The organism is Ruegeria sp. HKCCSA071 (assembly GCF_017872555.1).
Classification (GTDB): domain Bacteria; phylum Pseudomonadota; class Alphaproteobacteria; order Rhodobacterales; family Rhodobacteraceae; genus Ruegeria.
In genome coordinates, this window is record NZ_JAEDOX010000001.1 from 1,364,584 (window position 1) to 1,386,397 (window position 21,814).

General features: G+C 56.6%; 18 protein-coding genes and 1 tRNA gene. 12 read left to right on the forward strand and 7 right to left on the reverse strand.

Translation table 11 applies throughout. The features are described from left to right. Window positions 1-25 precede the first annotated feature (25 nt). The 5 genes from I9188_RS06790 (at window position 26) to I9188_RS06810 (ending at window position 6,026) form a co-directional block, all read left to right on the forward strand. On the forward strand, window positions 26-1,612 hold the full coding sequence (locus I9188_RS06790; protein ID WP_209504641.1) for an ABC transporter substrate-binding protein: 1,587 nt from the start codon (window positions 26-28) through the stop codon (window positions 1,610-1,612). 15 nt (window positions 1,613-1,627) lie between these two features. Next, a complete protein-coding gene (locus I9188_RS06795; protein ID WP_209504642.1) occupies window positions 1,628-2,584 on the forward strand; it encodes an ABC transporter permease in 957 nt (318 codons plus the stop codon). Beyond that, window positions 2,584-3,399 carry an ABC transporter permease gene (locus I9188_RS06800; RefSeq protein ID WP_209504928.1) on the forward strand — a complete coding sequence of 272 codons (816 nt, stop codon included), beginning with the start codon at window positions 2,584-2,586 and terminating at the stop codon, window positions 3,397-3,399. The genes I9188_RS06795 and I9188_RS06800 overlap by 1 nt, the downstream gene beginning before the upstream one ends. Further along, window positions 3,396-5,033: an ABC transporter ATP-binding protein gene (locus I9188_RS06805; RefSeq protein ID WP_209504643.1), complete on the forward strand. Its 1,638-nt coding sequence runs from the start codon at window positions 3,396-3,398 to the stop codon at window positions 5,031-5,033. The genes I9188_RS06800 and I9188_RS06805 overlap by 4 nt, the downstream gene beginning before the upstream one ends. Window positions 5,034-5,189: 156 nt before the next feature. Then, on the forward strand, window positions 5,190-6,026 hold the full coding sequence (locus I9188_RS06810; protein ID WP_209504644.1) for an alkaline phosphatase family protein: 837 nt from the start codon (window positions 5,190-5,192) through the stop codon (window positions 6,024-6,026). 10 nt (window positions 6,027-6,036) lie between these two features. Here the strand turns inward: I9188_RS06810 and I9188_RS06815 are convergent, their stop codons facing one another. The 5 genes from I9188_RS06815 to I9188_RS06835 all read right to left on the reverse strand — a co-directional run bounded on the left by I9188_RS06815 (window position 6,037) and on the right by I9188_RS06835 (window position 12,019). Beyond that, a complete protein-coding gene (locus tag I9188_RS06815) occupies window positions 6,037-6,960 on the reverse strand; it encodes an alpha/beta hydrolase (protein WP_209504645.1) in 924 nt (307 codons plus the stop codon). Between the two features lie 12 nt (window positions 6,961-6,972). Next, window positions 6,973-8,862, reverse strand: coding sequence for an acyl-CoA synthetase (locus tag I9188_RS06820; protein WP_209504646.1), 1,890 nt, complete (start codon window positions 8,860-8,862; stop codon window positions 6,973-6,975). Window positions 8,863-9,021: 159 nt separating this feature from the next. Then, entirely contained in the window at window positions 9,022-10,842 is a 1,821-nt protein-coding gene (locus I9188_RS06825) for an ABC transporter transmembrane domain-containing protein (protein ID WP_209504647.1), read from the reverse strand. 127 nt (window positions 10,843-10,969) lie between these two features. Next, a tRNA-Gly gene (locus I9188_RS06830) sits at window positions 10,970-11,043 on the reverse strand. Between the two features lie 103 nt (window positions 11,044-11,146). Then, on the reverse strand, window positions 11,147-12,019 hold the full coding sequence (locus I9188_RS06835) for a MurR/RpiR family transcriptional regulator (protein ID WP_209504648.1): 873 nt from the start codon (window positions 12,017-12,019) through the stop codon (window positions 11,147-11,149). A 127-nt stretch (window positions 12,020-12,146) separates the two neighbouring features. Here I9188_RS06835 and I9188_RS06840 point away from each other — a divergent pair, with 127 nt between their 5' ends. From I9188_RS06840 to I9188_RS06870, 7 genes are all read left to right on the forward strand, one after another. Beyond that, a complete protein-coding gene (locus I9188_RS06840) occupies window positions 12,147-12,908 on the forward strand; it encodes an N-formylglutamate amidohydrolase (protein WP_245220430.1) in 762 nt (253 codons plus the stop codon). A 16-nt stretch (window positions 12,909-12,924) separates the two neighbouring features. After that, window positions 12,925-13,446, forward strand: coding sequence for a TRAP transporter small permease subunit (locus tag I9188_RS06845; RefSeq protein WP_209504650.1), 522 nt, complete (start codon window positions 12,925-12,927; stop codon window positions 13,444-13,446). Further along, window positions 13,446-14,771, forward strand: a complete 1,326-nt coding sequence (locus I9188_RS06850; protein WP_209504651.1) for a TRAP transporter large permease subunit — start codon at window positions 13,446-13,448, stop codon at window positions 14,769-14,771. The genes I9188_RS06845 and I9188_RS06850 overlap by 1 nt, the downstream gene beginning before the upstream one ends. 57 nt (window positions 14,772-14,828) lie before the next feature. After that, the gene (locus I9188_RS06855) at window positions 14,829-15,866 is read left to right on the forward strand and encodes a TRAP transporter substrate-binding protein (RefSeq protein ID WP_209504652.1); all 1,038 of its coding nucleotides are present in this window, start codon (window positions 14,829-14,831) and stop codon (window positions 15,864-15,866) included. Between the two features lie 57 nt (window positions 15,867-15,923). Further along, window positions 15,924-17,285, forward strand: a complete 1,362-nt coding sequence (locus I9188_RS06860) for a glutamine synthetase family protein (protein ID WP_209504653.1) — start codon at window positions 15,924-15,926, stop codon at window positions 17,283-17,285. A gap of 95 nt (window positions 17,286-17,380) precedes the next feature. Beyond that, on the forward strand, window positions 17,381-18,763 hold the full coding sequence (locus tag I9188_RS06865; protein ID WP_209504654.1) for an aldehyde dehydrogenase family protein: 1,383 nt from the start codon (window positions 17,381-17,383) through the stop codon (window positions 18,761-18,763). Between the two features lie 67 nt (window positions 18,764-18,830). Next, the gene (locus tag I9188_RS06870) at window positions 18,831-19,976 is read left to right on the forward strand and encodes an iron-containing alcohol dehydrogenase (RefSeq protein ID WP_209504655.1); all 1,146 of its coding nucleotides are present in this window, start codon (window positions 18,831-18,833) and stop codon (window positions 19,974-19,976) included. Window positions 19,977-20,038: 62 nt separating this feature from the next. Here I9188_RS06870 and I9188_RS06875 read toward each other — a convergent pair whose 3' ends face one another. Next, entirely contained in the window at window positions 20,039-21,271 is a 1,233-nt protein-coding gene (locus tag I9188_RS06875) for a biotin/lipoyl-binding protein (RefSeq protein WP_209504656.1), read from the reverse strand. Further along, window positions 21,268-21,696: a hypothetical protein gene (locus tag I9188_RS06880; protein WP_348540325.1), complete on the reverse strand. Its 429-nt coding sequence runs from the start codon at window positions 21,694-21,696 to the stop codon at window positions 21,268-21,270. Before I9188_RS06880 ends, I9188_RS06875 begins: the two co-directional genes overlap by 4 nt. Between the last annotated feature and the right edge of the window lie 118 nt (window positions 21,697-21,814).

Sequence of the window (21,814 nt, forward strand, 5' to 3'; positions counted from 1 at the left end):
AACCACTCGATAGGGAGAATACTCGATGAACGAACAAATCACGCATATGGCCGGTCAGGTCACAGCCGGAAAAATGACCCGCCGCGAATTCATGGGGAAAGCCGCGGCTTTGGGTGTTTCGGCTGCGATGGCCAGCACAATGTTCGCAGACGCCGCTCGGGCTGCTGGCCCGAAAAAGGGCGGTGATTTGAAATTTGGTCTTCAGGGTGGTGAATCCACTAACTCTCTGGACCCGGCGACCTACGCAAGCTCTGTTCCCTTCCAGAACGGCAAACAATTTGGTGACCAGCTTGTCGAAGTTGCACCGGACGGCTCGATCGAGCCTCGTCTGGCGGAAAGTGTTGAAGGCAGTGCTGATGCCAAAGTATGGACTTTCAAGCTGCGTCAGGGTGTCGAATTCCACAACGGTAAGACCATGACCAGCGAAGACGTGCTGAAAACCATGCAGCGCCACTCGAACGAAGACTCCAAGTCCGGTGCCCTGGGCATCATGAAGGGCATCGAGTCAATGAAAGCTGACGGTGACAACTTCCAGGTCACCCTGACCGAGGCAAACGCCGACCTGCCTTATCTTATGGCCGACTACCACCTGATCATTCAGCCTGATGGCGGTATGGATAATCCTGGAGCGGGTATCGGAACTGGACCGTACAAACTGGAAGTTGACGAACCCGGCGTGCGTCACTTGTTTACAAAGAACGAGAACCACTGGAATTCTGATTTCGGCAACTTCGACAGTGTCGAAGTCGTCGTCATCAATGACGCAACCGCGCGAACCGCGGCGCTGCAATCCGGACAAGTTCACGCGATCAACCGGGTCGAGCCGAAAGTCGCCGATCTGCTTGGTCGTGCGCCAAATCTAACGGTTCATTCAACCGCTGGCCGCGGTCACTATGTCTTTATCATGCATTGTGATACCGCGCCGTTTGACAACAACGAACTACGCACTGCGTTGAAATACGCCATCAACCGCACAGAACTCGTAGACAAGGTTCTGCGCGGCTATGGCTCGATCGGGAACGATATGCCAATCAACGCGGCCTATCCACTGTTCGACTCAACCATTGAACAGCGTGAGTTCAGCATCGAAAAAGCAGCCGAGCACTACAAAAAGTCCGGCCATGATGGTTCGCCGATCATCCTTCGTGTCGCAGATGGCGCGTTTCCAGGAGCCGTTGATGCCGCTGCCCTGTTCCAGCAGACGGCCGCGCAGGCCGGTATCCCGCTGGAAATCAAGCGCGAACCCAATGATGGCTACTGGTCCGAAGTCTGGAACGTGCAACCCTTCTGCGCTTCTTATTGGGGTGGCCGCCCGGTGCAGGATCAAATGTACTCGACCGCATACCTGTCGACTGCGGACTGGAACGATACACGGTTCAAAGTTCAGGCCTTTGACGACTTGCTGTTCGCGGCACGTGCAGAACTGGATGTCGAGAAACGCAAAGGCATCTATAGCCAGATGGGCCGTATGGTCCGCGACGAAGGCGGCTTGATTTGCCCGATGTTCAACGACTTCGTCGAAGGTATCAGCAACCAGCTGGAAGGTTGGGAAAGCGATCCGACACAAGAGATGATGAACGGCAACGTGTCGCGTAAGATGTGGTTCGCGTAAAACAGGCCACGGATCATGCATCCTATCATCAAACTGGTTTCCCAGCGCCTCGCGCTGGGACTCCTATTGCTGTTTGGCGCTTCGGCTCTGATTTTTGGCCTGACCGAAGCCCTTCCCGGAGACGCAGCGCAAGCCGTCCTGGGGCAGTCCGCAACCCCAGAGGCCCTTGCAAACCTTCGCGAAGAAATGGGCCTGAACCGGCCTGCCCTGACTCGCTATTTCGAATGGCTGGGCGGTATCGTTCAGGGTGATCTGGGTCAGTCCCTGACCAACAAGCTCGACATTGCTGAAAGCATTGGCAAACGGTTGGGCAACACATTGTTTCTGGCATGTGCCGCAGCCGTGGTTTCGGTTCCGCTTGCCATCTTTCTGGGCCTGCTGGCGGTCCGCTACCGCAACCGCTGGCCAGACAAGCTGATCTCTGCCATCACATTGACGACGGTTTCGATCCCCGAATTTCTGATCGGTTACGTGGTGATCTACTATGTCTCGGTAAAGCTGGGCTGGTTTTCCTCGCTTGCGATGATCAATGACTCGATGTCATTCGGGCAAAAACTCAATGCGATCGCGTTGCCCGCATTCGTGCTAACACTGGTGGTTCTGGCGCAGATGATGCGCATGACCCGCGCAGCGATCCTCAACCTGATGCAGTCGGCCTATATCGAAACGGCGGAACTGAAGGGGTTGTCGAACTTTCAGGTCATTGCGCGACATGCCTTTCCGAACGCGATCTCACCCATTGTAAACGTGGTGATGCTGAACCTGGCCTATCTGGTTGTGGGTGTTGTCGTAGTCGAAGTGGTGTTCGTTTATCCCGGCATGGGACAATACCTGGTGGACTCGGTGACCAAGCGTGACGTGCCGGTCGTGCTGGCGTGCGGTGTGGTTTTTGCCGCCGTCTATATCGGGCTGAACATGGTGGCCGATATCGTATCGATCCTGGCCAACCCAAGACTGAGGCATCCGAAATGATGAAGAATATTCCAATTTCGGCGATGATCGGTCTGTTTTTCACAGGTCTCTATTTCTTTGTCGCCTTAGCCGCACCTTTGATTGCACCATACGGTATGGCCGAAGTGGTTGGCGATGTGTGGGAGCCATCAAGCGCCGAACACCTGTTGGGCACCGACAATATCGGTCGGGATCTACTGACACGCATGATCTATGGCGGGCGCACCACCATCTTCATTGCTGCTGCGGCTACGATCCTTAGCTTTGTAACCGGCACATCGCTGGGTTTGCTGGCTGCGGTTCTGGGCGGTTGGGCCGATCAGGTGCTCAGCCGGGCAGTTGATCTGGTCATGTCGATCCCGACGCTGATCCTGGCGCTGGTCATTCTGGCCATCGTCCCGGTGACGGTCCCGATCCTGATCCTGGTGATGGGGCTTCTGGACGCGACACGCCCGTATCGCCTGTCACGATCGGTTGCTGTCGACATCAACGTGATGGATTATGTCGAGGCGGCCAAATTGCGCGGCGAAGGCCGTGCCTGGATCATCTTCCGCGAAATCCTGCCAAACGCCCTGTCACCGCTGGTGGCCGAGTTTGGGCTGCGGTTCATCTTTATGGTTCTCTTCATCTCGACCCTTTCGTTTCTGGGGCTGGGCGTTCAGCCACCGCTGGCCGACTGGGGCGGCATCGTGAAGGAAAACAAAGACGGCATCGTGTATGGCATTGGCGCGGCCCTGTACCCCGCGGTGGCCATCGCGACGCTCGCGATTTCGGTCAACCTTGTGGCTGACTGGATCCTGAACCGAACCACATCGCTGAAAGGAGGTCGGGGATGAGTGATACCCTTCTCAAGGTCCGTGACCTCAAGATCGGTGCGACCGTTTACCCACCGGGTGAGAAACCCCATGACATCGAAATCGTGCACGGGGTCAGTTTTGACCTTGAACGCGGCAAAGTGCTAGGGCTGATCGGAGAATCCGGTGCCGGGAAATCCACCATCGGCCTCGCTTCCATGGCCTATGGCCGGGGTGGTGTTGAAATCACCGGCGGCGAGGTTTGGGTAAATGGGCGCGATATCCTGAAATCATCCCATGGCGATATCCGCAATCTGCGCGGGGGTGAGGTAGCGTATGTGTCGCAATCCGCTGCCGCGTCGTTCAACCCGGCCAAGAAGATCATGGATCAGGTTGTCGAAGCTGCGGTCGAGCACAAGAAGTTTTCGCGAAAAGAGGCCGAAGTCCGCGCGCGAGAACTGTTCGCCAAACTAGGCCTACCCGACCCGGATAATATCGGTGACCGCTACCCGCACCAGGTTTCAGGCGGACAGTTGCAGCGATGCATGACGGCGCTGGCGCTGTGCCCTGAACCCGATCTGGTGGTGTTCGATGAACCCACCACGGCGCTGGATGTGACCACGCAAATCGACGTGCTGATGGCGATCAAAGAAGCCATTCGCGATACCGGTGTTGCTGCTCTCTACATCACGCACGACCTTGCGGTCGTGGCGCAGGTCAGCGACGAAATCATGGTTCTGAGGATGGGAAATACGGTTGAATACGGGTCGACCGATCAGATCATCAACAACCCGCGGGAAGAGTACACGCAGGCTCTGGTCTCGGTTCGTTCGATCGAGCACGAGGAAAAACAGCCCACAGCGGAACCGCTGCTAAGCGTTGACGGTATCACCGCGCGCTACAAGGGGCTGAATTTCGACGTGCTGCACAACGTCAATGTCGAGCTTCATCCAGGTCAGACGCTGGCGGTTGTGGGTGAATCCGGGTCAGGTAAGTCGACACTTGCCCGGGTGATCACTGGCCTGTTGCCGCCCCGCGATGGCGTGATTACGTTTGCCGGGCGCAAACTTTCGCCTGATCTTGCCGGACGATCCCGCGAGGACCTGCGCGAGTTGCAGATGATCTATCAGATGGCTGACGTGGCAATGAACCCGCGACAGACCGTGGGCACGATCATCGGGCGCCCGCTGGAGTTCTACTTCAACATGCGCGGTGCCGAAAAGCGCAAACGGATCGTCGAGCTGCTGGACGAGATCGAGTTGGGAGAGAAGTTCATTGACCGTTATCCGGCCGAGTTGTCCGGTGGCCAGAAGCAACGCGTGTGTATCGCGCGGTCTTTGGCGGCCAAGCCCAAGATGATCATTTGTGACGAGGTGACATCTGCACTCGACCCGCTGGTGGCGGACGGTATCCTCAAGCTGCTGCTGGATTTGCAGAAGATCGAGGATGTGGCCTATCTGTTTATCACCCACGATCTGGCGACGGTTCGGGCCATCAGCGACAGCATTGCGGTGATGTATCAGGGACGCGTGGCCCGTTATGGCCCAAAGAGTCAGGTGCTCAGCCCGCCATTCGACGACTATACAGACCTTCTGCTGAGTTCAGTGCCAGAAATGCATCTGGGTTGGCTGGAGGAGGTCGTTGCCCATCGCAAAATGGAAAGCGCGGGGAACTGATCTCTGCGCCTGTAACATCACTTTGAAGAAATGGATTCCCGGCGTTTTGCATCTTGGCTGACGTCGGGAATTTAATATTTGGGACGCGATTTGGCAGGCGCATGGTTTCAACTCGCGTATCGTCCTTATGAAATACCCAGATCAAGGGGCCGAACCATGGACCGTAAACTACTTTTGATCATCCTGGACGGAGTACCATACCGGAATTTCCGCCGCCTGTTTGGCAACCTGGAAGGCTGGGTCGACAGCGGCGAAGCTCGGGTGTGGAAGCACCGCGCAGTGCTGCCTTCAACTTCGGCCAGTTGCTATGCATCGATCCATACGGGCGTAACACCGCAAGAACACGGCTGCACCGGAAACGGCAACGTTTTTCGCCTGAGCCATAAGGATATTTTTAGCCAGGTACGTGAGGCCGGCGGTGTGACCGGGGCTGTCACACACAGTTTCTGGTCGCAGTTCTTCAACCGTCACCCGTTCGACTATGTCCGCGACGTCGAATATGACGAGCCTGAGAGCCAGACCATCAATCACGGTCGCTTTCACAGCATGACTGGCTACGGCAAAGACAATCAGATGACCCCGTCCGACATCGATCTATTTGCGACCCTGACCAATCTGTGTCTGCGCTTTGGGTTGGACTATGGCATCCTGCACACCTGCACATTAGACAGCATGGGTCACCGTTTCTATCACGACTGCGAGGAAATGGATCATGCCTGTTTTGTTGCAGACGAGATGCTGGCCCCGTTCATCCCACGCTGGCGCCAATTGGGGTATGAGGTGATCGTCACCGCCGATCACGGCCAAGACGAGCGCGGACACCACGGAGGGCGCAGCCCCCTGCAACAGGAAACTGCGCTGTATTACTTCGGCGATGCCGAAGGGCCTGACACGGAAACCGTAATCGACCAGATCCAATTGGCCCCGACTATTCTAAGTCGCATGGGTGCACCTCTTGCCGACTCGATGAAGGCTAAGCCGTTTCTGAAGTAACTGGCTGGCTTCAGTCGTAGGGCCAGATCTCTTGCCCTAGTGCTTCGATTGCGACCGAGATCCGTTCGAAACTGTCTGCCGCACGCCTTACCGAGGTTCGCGCACGCAGGTACCCATGAACAAGGCCGGGTTCGTTGATCCAATGGGCCTGACCACCAGCCGCGCTGATCCGCTCGCAATAGACCTTCCCGTCATCGCGGAGCGGGTCACAGTCAGCGGTAATCACAACAGTAGGCGGCAGTTTCGAAAAATCATCGCCCTGTAGCGGCGCATAAGTCGGATCGCCTTGCGGCTGGGCGTCTGTGTATCGGACTGTTTCATAGAACTTGATATCGTCCAGTGTCAGTAAAGGAGCATGGGCGTGCTCAAGATATGAGCCGCGCGATTGATCTCCGCCAAGGCCGGGGTAGATCAGGACTTGCCCCAGAATATTGTCCAGCCGCCCGCGCGCATGGTGGGCAATAGCTGCTGACAAATTTCCTCCCGCGCTGTCCCCGGCCAGAACAAGCGGGTCGCCATACTCGACCGCCGCCCATTTCACAGCTGTCCAGCAATCCTGGAACTGCGCTGGATGCACATGTTCAGGACACAGCCTGTAGTCGACTGAAACGACGCGGTATCCCGTCTGCGCACAAAACTCGGCACAGACATCATCGTGGCTGTCCAACCCGCCAACGACAAAGCCACCACCATGAAAATAGACAACCGTTCGGGTCGGATGCCCGGCGGTATAATGGCGGACCGGCACGCCATCGGCGTACAGGTCCTGGGTTTCGACACCGGCAGGGCGCGGTTGGCGAAACTGCTTGCACATCGTGTCATAGACCCGACGCTGGTCCTCGATGGACAAATCGACCGCATCATCCGGATAGCTTTCGGCCGTGCGGCGTATGAACGCCCAGGTTTCTTCGTCGATCAGGCGTTCATAGTCCATTGTTCCTCCGGCTTATTTGGACCACTCCCAGGGCCGGGTATATGCGCCCAGCACTTTCGAGACATCGTCTTCCGAAGATCCGTTCGCGTCAAGCTGCGCGACAAGGCCACGCTTTTTATCGTCGATCACAAGAACAACCCGCGCAGCAAGCCCCGCAGCGTCAAGAGCACCGTTGTAAATGCGGGTGATGGCCTGTTTGCGCAGGTCCGGCTTGAACACCTTACCGACGGCAGTTTTCGGCAACTCGTCAAGAATGGTTATATGCTTGGGTTGTGCAGCACGCTCATGCACGTGAACCTTGCAATACTCCAGCAGCTCGTTTTCAGTGACCGACGCTCCATCGACCAATTCTACAAAGGCGCAGGGCACTTCGCCCGAATGCGCGTCCGGCTGACCGATCGCCCCCGCGAAGGCAACTGCATTGTGACCCAGCAGCGCCTCTTCGATTTCAGCAGGATCGATATTGTGACCACCGCGAATGATCAGGTCCTTGGCGCGACCCGTGATCCAAAGGTAGCCGTCTTCGTCAAACCGCCCCAGATCGCCCGTACGCAGGTATTTGTCAAAGTGGTAAAGACCAATGTTCTTGTCAGCCTCAGTATACGTGTTGCCTGCATACACACCGGGGTTCGAGATGCAGATCTCACCAATCTGATCAGTGCCGCACTCTGTCGGTCCATCCGGCCCATCCAGCAGGATTTTGACATCCGTATAGGGGAACGGAATACCGATCGAACCGATCTTTTTCTCGCCATCCACGGGGTTGCACGAGACCAGACAGGTGGCCTCGGTCAGGCCGTAGCCTTCGACGATGGTGACGCCCGTCGCCTCTTCGAAGCGGCGGAACAACTCCACCGGCAGCGGCGCTGAACCCGAAAAGGCGGTTTTCACGCTTGAGATATCGGCATCCACCGGGCGTTGCATCTTGGCTGAAATCGCGGTTGGAACAGTGATGATAAAGCTCACTCTCCAGCGCTCGATCAGCTTCCAGAAATTGTCGAACACACCGTCACCGCGATAACCTGCAGGTGTCGGGAAAATTACATGCGCACCTGACGACACGGCGGCCATCACGATCACATGCACGGCAAAGACGTGGAACATCGGCAGCGGGCACATGATGACGTCATTTTCATCAAACAACAGCGTTTTGCCCAGCCAGCCGTTGTAGATCAGGCCCGAGTATTTATGCTGCGCTACCTTCGGCATCCCGGTGGTCCCACCGGTGTGGAAATAACAAGCAACGCGATCTTCCTTGCTGTCCTCGAATGTCAGCGTCGTCGGTTGCTTGGCAAGTTCCTTGTTGAAGTTTTTGTAATCCGCATGCGCCAGCTTTTCCTTTTCGCCCATCTTGGGGCGCAGGAAGGGAACCAGCCACGACTTGGGCGGCGTCAGGTACCGGTTCAGGTCGATTTCCAGAATGGTGTTGACCTTGGGCGCGTGGCGCACCGCCTCTTCCACCTTCTGGGCAACATCCGTTTTCGGGAAGGACTTTAACGTAACAACCACCTTGGCGCCTGTCTCACGCAGGATCGCCGCAATCTGCTCGGGCTCCAGCAGCGGGTTGATGGGGTTCACGATTCCCGCAACTGCACCGCCCATCATGGTAATCAGCGTTTCGTTACAGTTTGGCAGCACATAAGCCACCACGTCTTTTTCACCAACACCCAGCGAGCGGAACAGGTTTGCTGCCTGATTGACCTTACCCAGAAGTTCCGACCAGGTCAGGGTTTCAGCCTTGTCCGTGGGCCCGGAAAGCAGCTGAAAACTGATGGCGTTGTGGTTGGGAAATTTCTCTGCCGTGCGCGACAAGAGCTGATGGAAGGTGACAGGCAAATCCCGATCCTCCCACGACATTTCCTGTTCTATGCGCGTCTTGTCTTCCAATCCCACAAAGGCCATGTGGTTCCTCCCGTTTTTCTCCCGTGTTTTTGCACGAGCTTGTTGTTCGCAACCAAGATGGAAGCAAAACAACCCTCGCGCAAGCGAGGCCTTAGCCTTCAAAGGGGGTAAAATGTAGAGTGACGCTACGGCGAATTCACTAATGCCCGAGCGTCACTCCTATTCTGCGGCTACGCCATCGGTGAACTGCAGTCGTGCGAGGCGCGCATATAGCCCATCTTGGGACACCAGATCATCATGGCTGCCCTGCGCCACGATACGGCCTTCTTCCAGCACAACAATGCGGTCGGCTTTCTTTACGGTGGCCAATCTGTGCGCAACAATCAGGGTCGTGCGACCGGCACGCATCTGATCCACAGCGCCCTGTACTGCGCGTTCACTTTCCGCATCAAGGGCCGAGGTTGCCTCGTCAAGCAGCAGCACGGGTGCGTCGCGCAATATGGCGCGGGCGATTGCGATACGCTGCTTCTGCCCACCCGACAGCATGACCCCCCGCTCGCCGACAAAACTGTCATACCCGTCGGGCAAGGACGCGATAAAGTCATGCGCAATAGCGGCACGGGCTGCGGCTTCTACTTCGGCATCTGTTGCGTCCAGGCGACCGAAGCGAATGTTTTCGCGGGCTGAGGCGGCAAAGATCACCGGATCCTGCGGCACCAAAGACATGTACTTCCGGAAATCTGTGCGATCCAGTTCCCGCAGATCATGGCCATCCAACATAACCCGGCCCGAATTTGGGTCATAGAACCGTTGAATCAATTGAATGATCGTCGTCTTGCCCGCCCCTGACGGCCCGACAAAGGCAACGGTCTCGCCCGGGTTTACCTGAAGCGACAAGTGATCCAGCGCGACTGCATCGGGGCGCGAGGGATAGCGAAAACTGACATCTTCGAACCGGATTTCGCCCCGGACGTCCTTTGGCAAAGGAGCCGAGTTAACGGGGTCCGAAACCGTATCTTCGGCATTCAGCAACTCGACAAGACGCTCGGTGGCTCCGGCGGCGCGCTGAAGCTCGCTCCATATTTCGGACAGGGCCGCGACAGAACCCGCCATGATGATCGAGTAGATCACGAATTGAATTAGAACGCCTTCGGTCATCACACCGTTGCGTACGTCATTTGCACCCATCCACAGAACGCCAACGATGCCTGAAAAAACCAGAAAGATCACAATCACCGTCAGCACCGCGCGCGTCTGAATCCGGCGCAGCGAAACGGTATAGGACATCTCGGTCATCTCATCGAATTGCTGGCGGCTGGCCTGTTCGTGGGTAAAGGCCTGCACCGTCTGTACCGCCCCCAATGCCTCGCCCGCGTTTCCGGAAGACGCCGCAATCCAATCCTGGTTTTCGCGGCTGATCACGCGCAAACGCCGCCCCAGAATCAATATCGGCACCACCACCACGGGGATAAGCAGCAAGACAAGCCCGGTCAGCTTGGCCGAGGTCAACAGCATCAGAACCAGCCCGCCGACAAACATCAGCATGTTGCGCAGCGCGATGGAAACCGATGAGCCAAGAACCGATTGGATGAGTGTGGTGTCAGTGGTGATCCTGCTCAGCACTTCACCGGTCATGATGCGTTCGTAGAATTCGGGGCTCATGCCGATCACACGATCAAATACAGCCTTGCGGATATCCGCAACCACACGTTCCCCCAACCGTGTGACCAACGCATATCGGACACCGGTTCCCGCAGCCAGAACAGCGGCAATGCCCAACGCTGCCAAAAAGTACCAGTCCAACAATTCACCGTCCTGAATGCGGAAATTGTCAACGACCCGCCGCACGGCCAATGGCAGGGTCAACGTCATACTGGCCGTCAGGATCAGCGCCAGTGTCGCCCCGATCATCAATAGCCTGTAGGGTTTCATGAAAGGCCAGAGCGACCCCAGCACCCCGATTTTCCTTGAGCGGGCCCGCTCTTCGCTAGCGCCAGGAGCCGCTGATTGTGCTGGTTTATTGGCGGTCTGTCTTGCCATGTCCGGCCCTTGTGAATTGAACGCTACAAAGTGAACGCTTTCTTGGCGCCAGTCGCCGTTCCGGTCAAGCATTCCTGCCAGAAACAGCCAACCATAAGGGCCATTTGACGCAGAAATCAGTGGGGATTGGAGCGGGTAGACGGAATCGAACCGACATAGCCTGCTTGGAAGGCAGGGGCTTTACCATTAAGCTATACCCGCACATGGTTTGCGCTGGTTAAGTCATGCGCCCGGGCGCGTCAAGCGGGAAGTGTGAAAATTAGCGCGGCCAAAAACGTGATATTTCCCGGTGGATGTACGGCCTTCAATCGTGACTGCGAAATATCCGCGTCGAGGAGAAAAACCGCTCGAGTTCCTCGATGCGTTCCTTGCTTTCTTCCCACCGGGCCTCTTGCACTTCAGCGATCAGTGTTTCCGAAATCAGCTGTAGCGCTATTGTTGAGTCCCAGCTGGAGGGCGCCTCGACCAGTGCATGAAACGTGTAATTGGCGGTCTTGCCAATCGGTGATCCCCACTGGTCGGTGAACAGGATAACCGTCACGCCGCGGCTGGATGCGACCTGCGCCAGTTTCTCGAGATAGGCCTCGTATCGGCGTATATCAAATATCACCAGAACCGAGGTTTCATCCATATCAAGCAGGTACTGCGGCCAAACGTTTGCCGAATTGCCCAGCATCGTCACATTGGGTCGAATAATCTGCATGTGATTGAACAGATAGTCCGCATTTGAACGCGTGATACGCCCGCCCACGACGTAAAGATGGCGATCCGTGTTGGCCAGAAGCTGGGCAACGGTGTCGAACATCTCTTTGTCCAGACGTTCCAGCGTGTGGCGCATATTTGTCCAAACGGCCTGTGCAAACCGCGTTGTGGGATGTTCCACCTCGTCATCCACAACCCAGGCATCCCGTTTCGAGATCGGCTTTTTGATTTGTGCAGCCACCTCCTCTCGCAGGGCGTCCTGCAGAGCGGGAAAACCGTCAAAACCCAGCTTGCGTGCCATACGTATGACCGTCGGGGTCGAGACCTGCGCCGCAGCGGCCAGCTTGGTGATCGATTGCAAGCCGGTCATCGGATAATCTTGCAAGAGTACCGAGGCCAGCTGCCGTTCTGACCGTGTCAGATCGTCAAGCTCTTCCTGGATCCGCTGTTTGACAAGTTTCGCAACGGTGGCCATCGGCACCTTCGTATCTCAAATTTTTTACAGAATATGTTCGTTTGTAATTTTGTCTACAGTAATTTTCTTGACAGGCGTGAGGTTGCTGTAACAAATGCTACTTATGTGCCACGATTCCGAGACACCAATGCTTCTACCAACCGAAGCTCCGGCAGCCCGCGTGCAGAATGCCAGCAGTCGGGCACAGTGCGTTTTGGTATGCGAACATGCTAGCCGATTCATCCCAGCGTCACTGAACGGATTGGGCCTGACTGAGGACGCTGCATTGTCTCATGCAGCATGGGATATTGGCGCATTGGCGCTTTCCGTCGAACTGATGAAGGCTTTGGACGCGCCGCTGGTTCATTCCTGCATCAGCCGACTTGTTTACGACTGCAACCGCTCGCCTGAACGTGCAGATGCAATGCCGCAGGTAAGCGAAGTGTTTTCCATCCCCGGCAACGAAAACCTGACGGACGCTCAACGCGCTCAAAGGGTCCGCGAGGTTTATGAGCCGTTCAAACAATTGTTGTCGTCTACTCTGGACGCGCGGGACCGGCCGCCTGTCGTTGTCACGATGCACAGTTTCACTCCCGTCTACAACGGTAGGACCCGATCAGTCGAATTGGGCATTCTTCATGACGAAGACGACCGGGCAGCCCAACTTATGCTGCGCTGCGCCAAGGACTCGGGTCTGAAAGCCGCGTTGAACGAACCTTACTCTGCCACGGATGGCGTCACGCATACGTTGCAGGAACATGCGATCAGTCGGGGGCTTCCGAATGTCATGGTCGAAGTTCGAAACGATCTTATCGACACACCAACGGGAGTAGACCGTATTGCCGGGATTCTGACGCCGATCCTGCAAACAGTCATTAATGCGTATTCGCACACAGAGGCGAAACAATGAGAGTTGAGGTATCGAGATGAAGTTCTTGCGGGGCTACGTGGCGGTCATTGATCGAACGAACCGCTGGATCGGGCGCGTCGTCATGTACGGCATATTCGTCATGATGGGTATTCTGTTCTGGTCTTCGGTCTCGAAAACCTTTTTCGTGCCGTCGCTCTGGACGCTCGAGATGGCTCAGTTCGCCATGGTGGCCTACTACATGCTTGGTGGCCCTTATTCGATCCAGATGGGGTCAAACGTGCGAATGGACCTGCTTTATGGCGAATGGTCTCATCGCCGCAAGGCCTGGACGGATGCCTTCACAGTCGTATTCCTGATCATCTATCTGGTCATCTTGCTGTGGGGGGGATGGGACAGCCTGATGTATTCCTTCCAATATGGTGGTGAGCGCAGCGCGACGATCTGGCGACCCTACCTTTGGCCGGTCAAGCTGATCATGGTTATCGGTATCTTCTTGATGCTGCTGCAAGCCATATCAGAATTGTTCAAAGATATTCTGCGCCTGTGCGGCGACGATATCCCGCGCGAGGTAATCTGATGTCATACGAGATGATTGCCTTGCTGATGTTCGCATCAATGATGCTTATGATGCTGACCGGCCAGCGCGTCTTTGGTGCAATCGGCTGTGTCGCTGTGGTTTCGGCCTTGTTCCTATGGGGAGATCGGGGCGGCTACGATCTGGGTTTTGCCGCTGCGATCAAGGTCATGAAGTGGTACCCGCTGCTGACACTGCCCATGTTCATTTTCATGGGATACATCCTTTCCGAAAGTCGGATCGCAGATGACCTTTACAAGATGTTCCATGTCTGGATGGGCGGCTTGTCCGGTGGTCTGGCTGTCGGAACCATCGGGCTGATGGTTCTTATCTCGGCAATGAACGGTTTGTCCGTTGCAGGTATGGCAATCGGCGCTACGATCGCCTTGCCGGAATTGCTGCGCCGGAACTATGACAAGCGCATGGTGACCGGCGTCATTCAGGCCGGATCATCCCTTGGGATTCTGGTGCCACCATCCGTTGTTCTGGTTCTTTATGCGATGATCGCGCGGCAACCCGTCGGCCAGTTATGGCTCGCTGGAGTGATACCCGGGCTGATGATGGCGGCCATGTTCATCATCTACATTGTCATCCGTTGCCGCATCAACCCATCGCTCGGCCCGGTCCTGCCCGCGGAAGACCGCGACATTCCGTTGCGAGAAAAGCTGCTGCTGTTGCAAGCCGGATTGTTACCTTTGGGCATTTTCATGGTGATGATGGTCCCTTTTGTTAACGGCTGGACTTCGTTGGTGGAATCCTCCGCCATCGGAGCCACAACGGCCATGCTGGCGGCCTTTCTGAAAGGACGGCTGACACGCACGGTGTTCGAGAATTCTATTCGGCACACCCTGGGCATCTCGTGCATGTTCATGTGGATCATTCTAGCGGCTCTGGCTTTTGGCGCTGTCTTCGACGGGTTGGGCGCGGTCAAGGCAATCGAAAGCCTGTTCACCGAAAAGCTGGGTCTTTCCCCGTGGATGATTCTGATTCTTATGCAGCTCAGCTTTATCCTGATGGGTACGTTTCTGGACGATACTGCCATGCTGGTTATCGTCGCGCCGCTTTACGTTCCGCTGGTGGGTGCGCTTGGATTTGATCTTATCTGGTACGGCGTGCTTTATACGATCACCACGCAGATCGCGTATATGACGCCGCCATTCGGCTATAACCTGTTCCTGATGCGCGCGATGGCCCCCCCGGAAATTTCGCTGCGCGATATCTACAGTTCGATCGTTCCTTTTGTTCTGGTGATGGTCTGCGCCTTGGCCATAATCATCATCTTTCCTGAAATCGCGCTATGGCTGCCGAATTATGTCTATGGAAATTAAGTCACAAGACCCCGGAAAGGGGCGAAGTTCAGCAAGACTAAACAGAGGAGAAAGACAATGACTACAAGACGCAGATTTCTAAGCTCCGCCGGTCTGGCGGGGGCCGCCACACTGGCCTCTCCTGCGATCGTCAAAGCGCAATCCGCCATCAAGTGGCGGTTCCAGACCTATGCCGGTGGCGCATTGGGCGAGCATGTGACCAAGCCAGCCATCGATTACATCAACGCCAATGCCAATGGCGAACTTGAGATCGAACTGTTCTATGCGGACCAGATCGTTCCGACGGGTGAACTGTTCCAGGCCCTGCAACGCGGCACGATTGACGGTGTACATTCGGACGACGATTCCATGGCTTCGCCTACTCCGCTGCGTCAATTCGGTGGTTATTTCCCCTTCGCGACCAAGCATATTCTAGACGTTCCGGTGCTGTTCAACCAATACGGTCTGGCTGATATCTGGCGCTCGGAATATGAGAAGGTTGGTGTGACGTGGCTATCGGCAGCGGGTCAGGACCCCTGCAACTTCAACACCAAAAAGGAAATCAAAAGCCTTGGCGACCTGGATGGGCTGAAGCTCTATACCTTCCCGACGGCCGGGCGTTTTCTGGCCAAGTTTGGTGTTGTACCAGTCAATATCCCATACGAAGACGCGGAAGTGGCCGTGCAAACCGGTGAGTTGGACGGAATGGCCTGGTCGGGCATCACTGAAGATTACACTGTTGGCTGGGCCAATGTGACCGACTATTTCCTGACCAACAACATCTCAGGCGCGTGGATCGGGTCCTGGTTTGCAAACCAGGAACGCTGGGCCGAGTTGCCTGACCACCTGAAATCGGTTGTGATGGCAGGTGTCGAAGCAGGCCACACCTATCGTAACCAGTGGTATTGGGGCGGCGAAGCGGCCTTGCGCGCGAATGGCGACAAACTGCAGTTGCGACAGGTTCCGGCGGCAGAATGGAAAGAAGTGGAAAATGCCGCTATCGAATTCTGGGACGAGGTCGCACAGGAAGGCGAAATTCACCAGAAGATCGTTGGCATCTTCCGTGAGTATAACTCGGTCATTAACCAGGCCGGCGCACCTTACACATTCGATTGATATCAAAACAGGGGCGCTGTCATGCGGCGCCCCTACTCAACGCATGAGGTTTGTTTCATGACCGCAACTCTGACTTTCGAAACCCTGAAATCGCTTGTCGCAGACGGCGCGATCGACACAGTATTGGTTTGCATGGTTGACATGCAGGGTCGGTTGATGGGCAAGCGTTTTCATGCAGGTCATTTTGTGGCTGGCGCGTGGGAAGAGACGCATTGCTGTAACTACCTGCTGGCCACGGATCTCGAGATGGCGACGCCGGATGGGTATGCCTCGACCAGTTGGGAGCGTGGTTATGGCGACTATGTGATGAAGCCAGACCTTAGCACATTGCGCCCGGTGCCCTGGCTGGAAGGTACCGCGATGGTCATGTGCGATGTGCTGGATCACCACACCCATGAGGAAGTGCCACATGCGCCGCGCTCGATCCTGAAAAAGCAGGTGAACCGCCTGAAGGCGATGGGGTATGAGGCGATGTGCGCCACCGAGCTGGAATTCTTCCTGTTCGCGAAAAGTTTTGATGCAATCCGCAAGGAAGGGTTCCGCGATCTGGAACCGATCTCGGGTTATAACGAAGATTATCACATTCTGCAGACCACCAAGGAAGAGCATGTGATGCGCCCGATCCGGAACCACCTGTGGGATGCGGGCATTCCGGTCGAGAACACCAAAGGTGAGGCCGAGGCCGGGCAGGAAGAACTGAACATCAAATATGCGCCTGCGATGGACACGGCAGAGTATCACTCGATCGCCAAGAACGCGGTGAAAGAGATCGCCTGGCAGCACGGTCATGCGGCGACCTTCCTGCCAAAATGGCATCATGAAAGGGTGGGCAGCTCGTCTCATGTGCATCAGTCGCTTTGGAAGGATGGGCAACCGGCGTTCTATGACGCGGCGGATGAGCTGGGCATGTCGGCGTTGATGAAAAGCTATATGGCCGGCCTGCTGAAATACGCCGCTGATTACACGTATTTCATGGCACCGTACATCAACAGCTACAAGCGGTTCATGAAGGGCACCTTTGCACCGACGCGGATCATCTGGTCGGTAGACAACCGCACGGCCGGGTACCGCCTGTGCGGGGATGGAACCAAGGCGATACGGGTCGAGTGCCGTATTCCGGGATCGGATATGAACCCCTATCTGGCGATTGCAGGGATGTTGGCGGCCGGGATCGCAGGGATCGAAGAAGGGCTGGAGTTGCAGCCGCCGACAAAGGGCGATGTCTATCAGGGCGAGACGGGAATGATCCCCGGCACGCTGCGTGCAGCACGAAACGCCCTGCAAGGTTCGGCCATGTTACGCGCGGCCATGGGCGATGACGTTGTCGATCACTATACCCGCGCGGCTGAGGTTGAAATCGAGGAGTTCGAACGCGTGGTAACCGATTGGGAAATTGCCCGCGGCTTTGAGCGGGCTTGAGATGGAGGAAGCGAGGGGCCAGCCCCTTCGCGCACCCCGGGATATTTATGGCCAGATGAAGCAGGGATCCTGCTCTCTTTAGAGATGGAGTGGATATGGCGCAGATGTTGCAATGTGTCTCGCCGATTGATGGATCGGTTTATGCGGAACGCGAGGTGCTGTCGCGGGAGGCTGCGTTTGAGGGCGCGGCGCGGGCACGGGCGGCACAGGCCGGATGGGCAGCGCGGCCGTTGCAGGAGCGGATTGATCTGGTGATGGCGGGTGTCGCGGCTGTTGGCGCGATGAATGATGAGATTGTTCCGGAACTGGCCCATATGATGGGCCGCCCAGTGCGCTATGGCGGCGAGTTTGGGGGATTCAACGAACGCGCCAGCCATATGGCAGAGATCGCCGAGACGTCATTGGCCGATATTGCCGTGGGCGAAGACGAGACTTTCAAACGCTATATCAAGCGCATTCCGCATGGGGTGGTCTTTGTGGTTGCACCCTGGAACTATCCTTACATGACGGCAATCAACACGGTGGCGCCCGCGCTGATCGCGGGCAACACGGTTGTTCTGAAACACGCGACCCAGACCCTGTTGGTCGGTGAACGCATGGCGCAGGCGTTCCATTCGGCAGGGGTGCCCGAAGACGTGTTCCAGAATGTGTTCCTCAGCCACGACGTGACCAATGACCTCATCGCGGGCAACGCGTTCGACTTTGTGAACTTCACCGGTTCGGTCGGCGGCGGTCAGGCGATGGAGCGTGCGGCGGCGGGTACCTTTACTGGCGTGGGCACCGAACTGGGCGGCAAGGATCCGGGTTACGTTATGGACGACGCCGATCTGGACGCGGCGGTTGATACGCTGATCGACGGCGCGATGTTCAATTCGGGCCAGTGTTGCTGCGGGATCGAGCGGATTTACGTTCACGAAAGCCTTTACGATGACTTTGTCGCCAAGGCGGTAGAGATCGTGAAGGGTTATAAGCTGGGCAATCCGCTGGATGCCGAAACAACCATAGGTCCTATGGCCAATGTGCGTTTCGCTGACGAGGTGCGCGCGCAGATTGCCGAAGCGGTTGAGGCCGGCGCGGTCGCGGATATCGACCCCTTCCCCGAGGACGACGGTGGCGCATATCTCACGCCACAGATCCTGACCAACGTCACCCATGACATGCGGGTGATGCGGGACGAAAGCTTTGGCCCGGTTGTGGGCATCATGAAAGTGTCCTCGGATGCCGAGGCCATCGCGCTGATGAATGACAGCGAGTTTGGTCTGACAGCCAGCCTTTGGACCCGCGATGTGGACCGCGCGGCGCGTGTGGGCGACCAGATCGAGACCGGCACCGTCTTCATGAACCGGGCCGACTATCTGGACCCTGGCCTGTGCTGGACCGGTTGCAAGAATACCGGGCGCGGCGGTGGTCTTTCGGTCATCGGCTATCACAATCTCACCCGTCCAAAATCCTACCACCTGAAGAAGGTCACGGGCTAAGGACGACGGCCTGCTCGGGGCTGACCCCCTCACCCGCGCAGGTCTCAAATCACAAAGGAAACCTGACATGACACTTGTTGGAAACTGGTCCTATCCGACCGCAATCAAATTTGGTGCCGGGCGCATCAAGGAACTGACCGCAGCCTGTGCCACAGCCGGGATAAAGAAACCCCTGCTGGTCACGGACAAGGGGTTGGCCGATCTGCCGATCACCGCGGCGACGCTGGATATTATGGAGGCGGCTGGTCTGGGCCGCGGTGTATTCAGTGACGTGGACCCAAACCCGAATGAGAAGAACCTCGACGCAGGCGTTGCGGCATACAAGGCCGGTGGACATGATGGTGTGATTGCCTTTGGCGGCGGCTCGGGCCTGGATCTGGGCAAGATGGTCGCCTTCATGTGCAGCCAGACGCGCCCGGTATGGGACTTTGAGGATATCGGCGACTGGTGGACCCGCGCCGATGCGGATGCAATCGCGCCGATCATTGCGGTTCCAACGACTGCGGGGACCGGATCCGAAGTTGGCCGCGCCAGCGTCATCACAAATTCCGAGACCCACGCCAAGAAGATCATCTTCCACCCCAAAGTCCTGCCGACGGTGGTGATCTGCGATCCTGAACTGACGGTTGGAATGCCCAAATTCATCACCGCAGGCACCGGTCTGGACGCCTTCGCGCATTGCGTCGAAGCCTATTCGAGCCCGCATTATCACCCGATGAGCCAGGGTATTGCACTGGAAGGTATGCGTTTGGTGAAAGAATATCTGCCGCGCGCCTACGCAGATGGCAGCGACATTGAGGCCCGCGCCCAGATGATGAGCGCGGCGGCCATGGGCGCAACCGCCTTCCAGAAAGGTCTGGGTGCGATCCATGCCATGAGTCACCCGGTCGGCGCGCACTTCAACACCCATCACGGCACCACCAATGCGGTCTGCATGCCTGCTGTGCTGGATTTCAATGCTCCCGCCATAGCAGATCGTTTCCAGCAGGCTGCCGCCTATCTGGGCATCAACGGTGGCTTTGACGGCTTCCGCGCTTTTGTACAGGAATTCAACGACAGCCTTGGCATCCCGCGAAAGCTGGCAGAATTCGGCGTAACCGAGACCTCAATCCCAACCCTCGTCGAAGGCGCAATCATTGACCCTTCATGCGGCGGGAACCCGATTGAGCTGACCAAAGAAAACCTCACTCAGCTGTTCAAAGCAGCGCTATAAAAATGCAAGCGCCCGGCAGGGAACCTGCCGGGCGCGTTAAGAACTGTTCTGAAGAAACCGGATCAATGCCCGGTCAGCACCAGAGTGTTAACGGGCATCAGGATCAGGCGCAAACGCAAACCTGCCGCATGGACCACGCCAATTGTGTCGACCACGTGCAGGAAAGCAGCTTTCCAAAAGCCCAAATCCTCGTGTTCCAGACGGTCATGGTTGTCAGTGTAGACGTTGGCCAGGCAGTTGCTGCCCGGAGGAAGGTCATCGGCCATACCTTCATACAACGGCTCCATATAGACCAGAATCGAGCCGGGATTGGTGTTATTCTGCACATCCCGCAATTCATCTGATGGACGGATCTGACCGGACGGTATGACATCCTGAACCTCGACCACCACAGTTGGAATTACGGTGAATGGCTTGGTCATGCAGCCCAACTCACCGATCATACCTGGTTTGATCACCTGAGCAGACAGCTGGTTGAAAGCAGCCTGAAAACGGTCATGTCCGGTATGCGATGGAACGAGGATGCCAGCAGGACGCAACAACGGGCTCACGTAATCGCCAACCTGCAGGCTAAACTGCTCGACCCGTCCGGTAACACCGGCGACAATCAGCGTTTTGTCCAACTCGGTCTGAGCGGCGTCCAGCTGAGCAATGGCGCTGGCTAGTTGCGCAGGGATCAGCTCTTCGATCTGCTGTTCGACTGCCGCACGTCTGGATTCGGCCGCAACCACCTGCGCCTCACGCTCGGCAACAAGGTTTTCCAGCCGCTCGATCTCGGTCAGCCGGACAGCGCTTGAACCTTGGTCGCGCAGGGTCGTATTTCGTTCAAGATCGTCCAGGGACTGCGCCAAAGCCGCCTTGGCACCGGCAATACCGGCATCAGCCTCGGCCAGATCGGTTTCAGCCACTATCAGCGAGGCCTGAACCTGTGCGATCTGTGCATTCGCCGCCTGAACCTGCGCTGTCTGGCTGAAATCTTCGATCCTGAAAATAGGCTGGCCAGCAGTTACCAGTTCATTGTTCTTAACGAAAATTTCCGAAACACGGCCACCTAGCTGCGGCAGGATCGTCACGGTTCGAAAATAGGACGCTGCGGTTTTACTGGCTGGGTGAAAATAGAACAGCGTGGTGATTACCGTCAGCGCCAGAATGGCACAGGTCGTAAGACCCCAGCGCAACTCGTACCACATGGTGAAAAGGGTGATCTCGTGACCGATACGTTTGCCCTGAACAAACCGGCGGAACAGATAATCGGGCAGCACCGTGATCAGGGCGCAAAGCAGGGTTTCAATCATGTGTTTTGCTCCTGCACGTCGGTGGAGTCTGAAACGCCAGGGGTTGGCACAGGTGCCTCGGGGCCCGGTTCCGAAGCAATTGCACGTCCAAGAGAACGAATGGCATCGGCGATGCTTTTAAGCGGGGTTGCAAAATCCGGAAACTGAAACCCTGCGACCAGTACGGCGGCAACCCAGAATAACCCGTTGTGAGTAAACAGGGCCAGCAGCGCCAGAATACCCACCAACTGAAATTGCGGATGGTTGTTCTCGTGCGCCATTTTCTCCGGAACCGAATGGAGCGTCAGATACCCAACACCGATCAGCACCACGAGAACGACAAAGAAGACGACCATAGCCGAAAAAAGGTAATCGCTTCCGTCAGCTGCGACGATATACCGGGGAATGTGTCCAGTGGCCATTGGATGAAGATCTGCTGCAGTCACCTTGCCCTCCTGTTCGTTTTGATACTTCTTTGACCGGGTTGAAGCCCAAATTCAAGGCTGCTTATAGTTTGGAGATTCTTCGAAAAGCCAAATGCTTGACCCAAAGAACAACATGAAA

Coding starts and splice junctions, on each gene's coding strand:
- I9188_RS06790 (WP_209504641.1), top strand. CDS start 26: ATGAACGAACAAATCACGCATATGGCCGGTCAGGTCACAGCCGGAAAA.
- I9188_RS06795 (WP_209504642.1), top strand. CDS start 1,628: ATGCATCCTATCATCAAACTGGTTTCCCAGCGCCTCGCGCTGGGACTC.
- I9188_RS06800 (WP_209504928.1), top strand. CDS start 2,584: ATGAAGAATATTCCAATTTCGGCGATGATCGGTCTGTTTTTCACAGGT.
- I9188_RS06805 (WP_209504643.1), top strand. CDS start 3,396: ATGAGTGATACCCTTCTCAAGGTCCGTGACCTCAAGATCGGTGCGACC.
- I9188_RS06810 (WP_209504644.1), top strand. CDS start 5,190: ATGGACCGTAAACTACTTTTGATCATCCTGGACGGAGTACCATACCGG.
- I9188_RS06815 (WP_209504645.1), bottom strand. CDS start 6,960: ATGGACTATGAACGCCTGATCGACGAAGAAACCTGGGCGTTCATACGC.
- I9188_RS06820 (WP_209504646.1), bottom strand. CDS start 8,862: ATGGCCTTTGTGGGATTGGAAGACAAGACGCGCATAGAACAGGAAATG.
- I9188_RS06825 (WP_209504647.1), bottom strand. CDS start 10,842: ATGGCAAGACAGACCGCCAATAAACCAGCACAATCAGCGGCTCCTGGC.
- I9188_RS06835 (WP_209504648.1), bottom strand. CDS start 12,019: ATGGCCACCGTTGCGAAACTTGTCAAACAGCGGATCCAGGAAGAGCTT.
- I9188_RS06840 (WP_245220430.1), top strand. CDS start 12,147: ATGCTTCTACCAACCGAAGCTCCGGCAGCCCGCGTGCAGAATGCCAGC.
- I9188_RS06845 (WP_209504650.1), top strand. CDS start 12,925: ATGAAGTTCTTGCGGGGCTACGTGGCGGTCATTGATCGAACGAACCGC.
- I9188_RS06850 (WP_209504651.1), top strand. CDS start 13,446: ATGTCATACGAGATGATTGCCTTGCTGATGTTCGCATCAATGATGCTT.
- I9188_RS06855 (WP_209504652.1), top strand. CDS start 14,829: ATGACTACAAGACGCAGATTTCTAAGCTCCGCCGGTCTGGCGGGGGCC.
- I9188_RS06860 (WP_209504653.1), top strand. CDS start 15,924: ATGACCGCAACTCTGACTTTCGAAACCCTGAAATCGCTTGTCGCAGAC.
- I9188_RS06865 (WP_209504654.1), top strand. CDS start 17,381: ATGGCGCAGATGTTGCAATGTGTCTCGCCGATTGATGGATCGGTTTAT.
- I9188_RS06870 (WP_209504655.1), top strand. CDS start 18,831: ATGACACTTGTTGGAAACTGGTCCTATCCGACCGCAATCAAATTTGGT.
- I9188_RS06875 (WP_209504656.1), bottom strand. CDS start 21,271: ATGATTGAAACCCTGCTTTGCGCCCTGATCACGGTGCTGCCCGATTAT.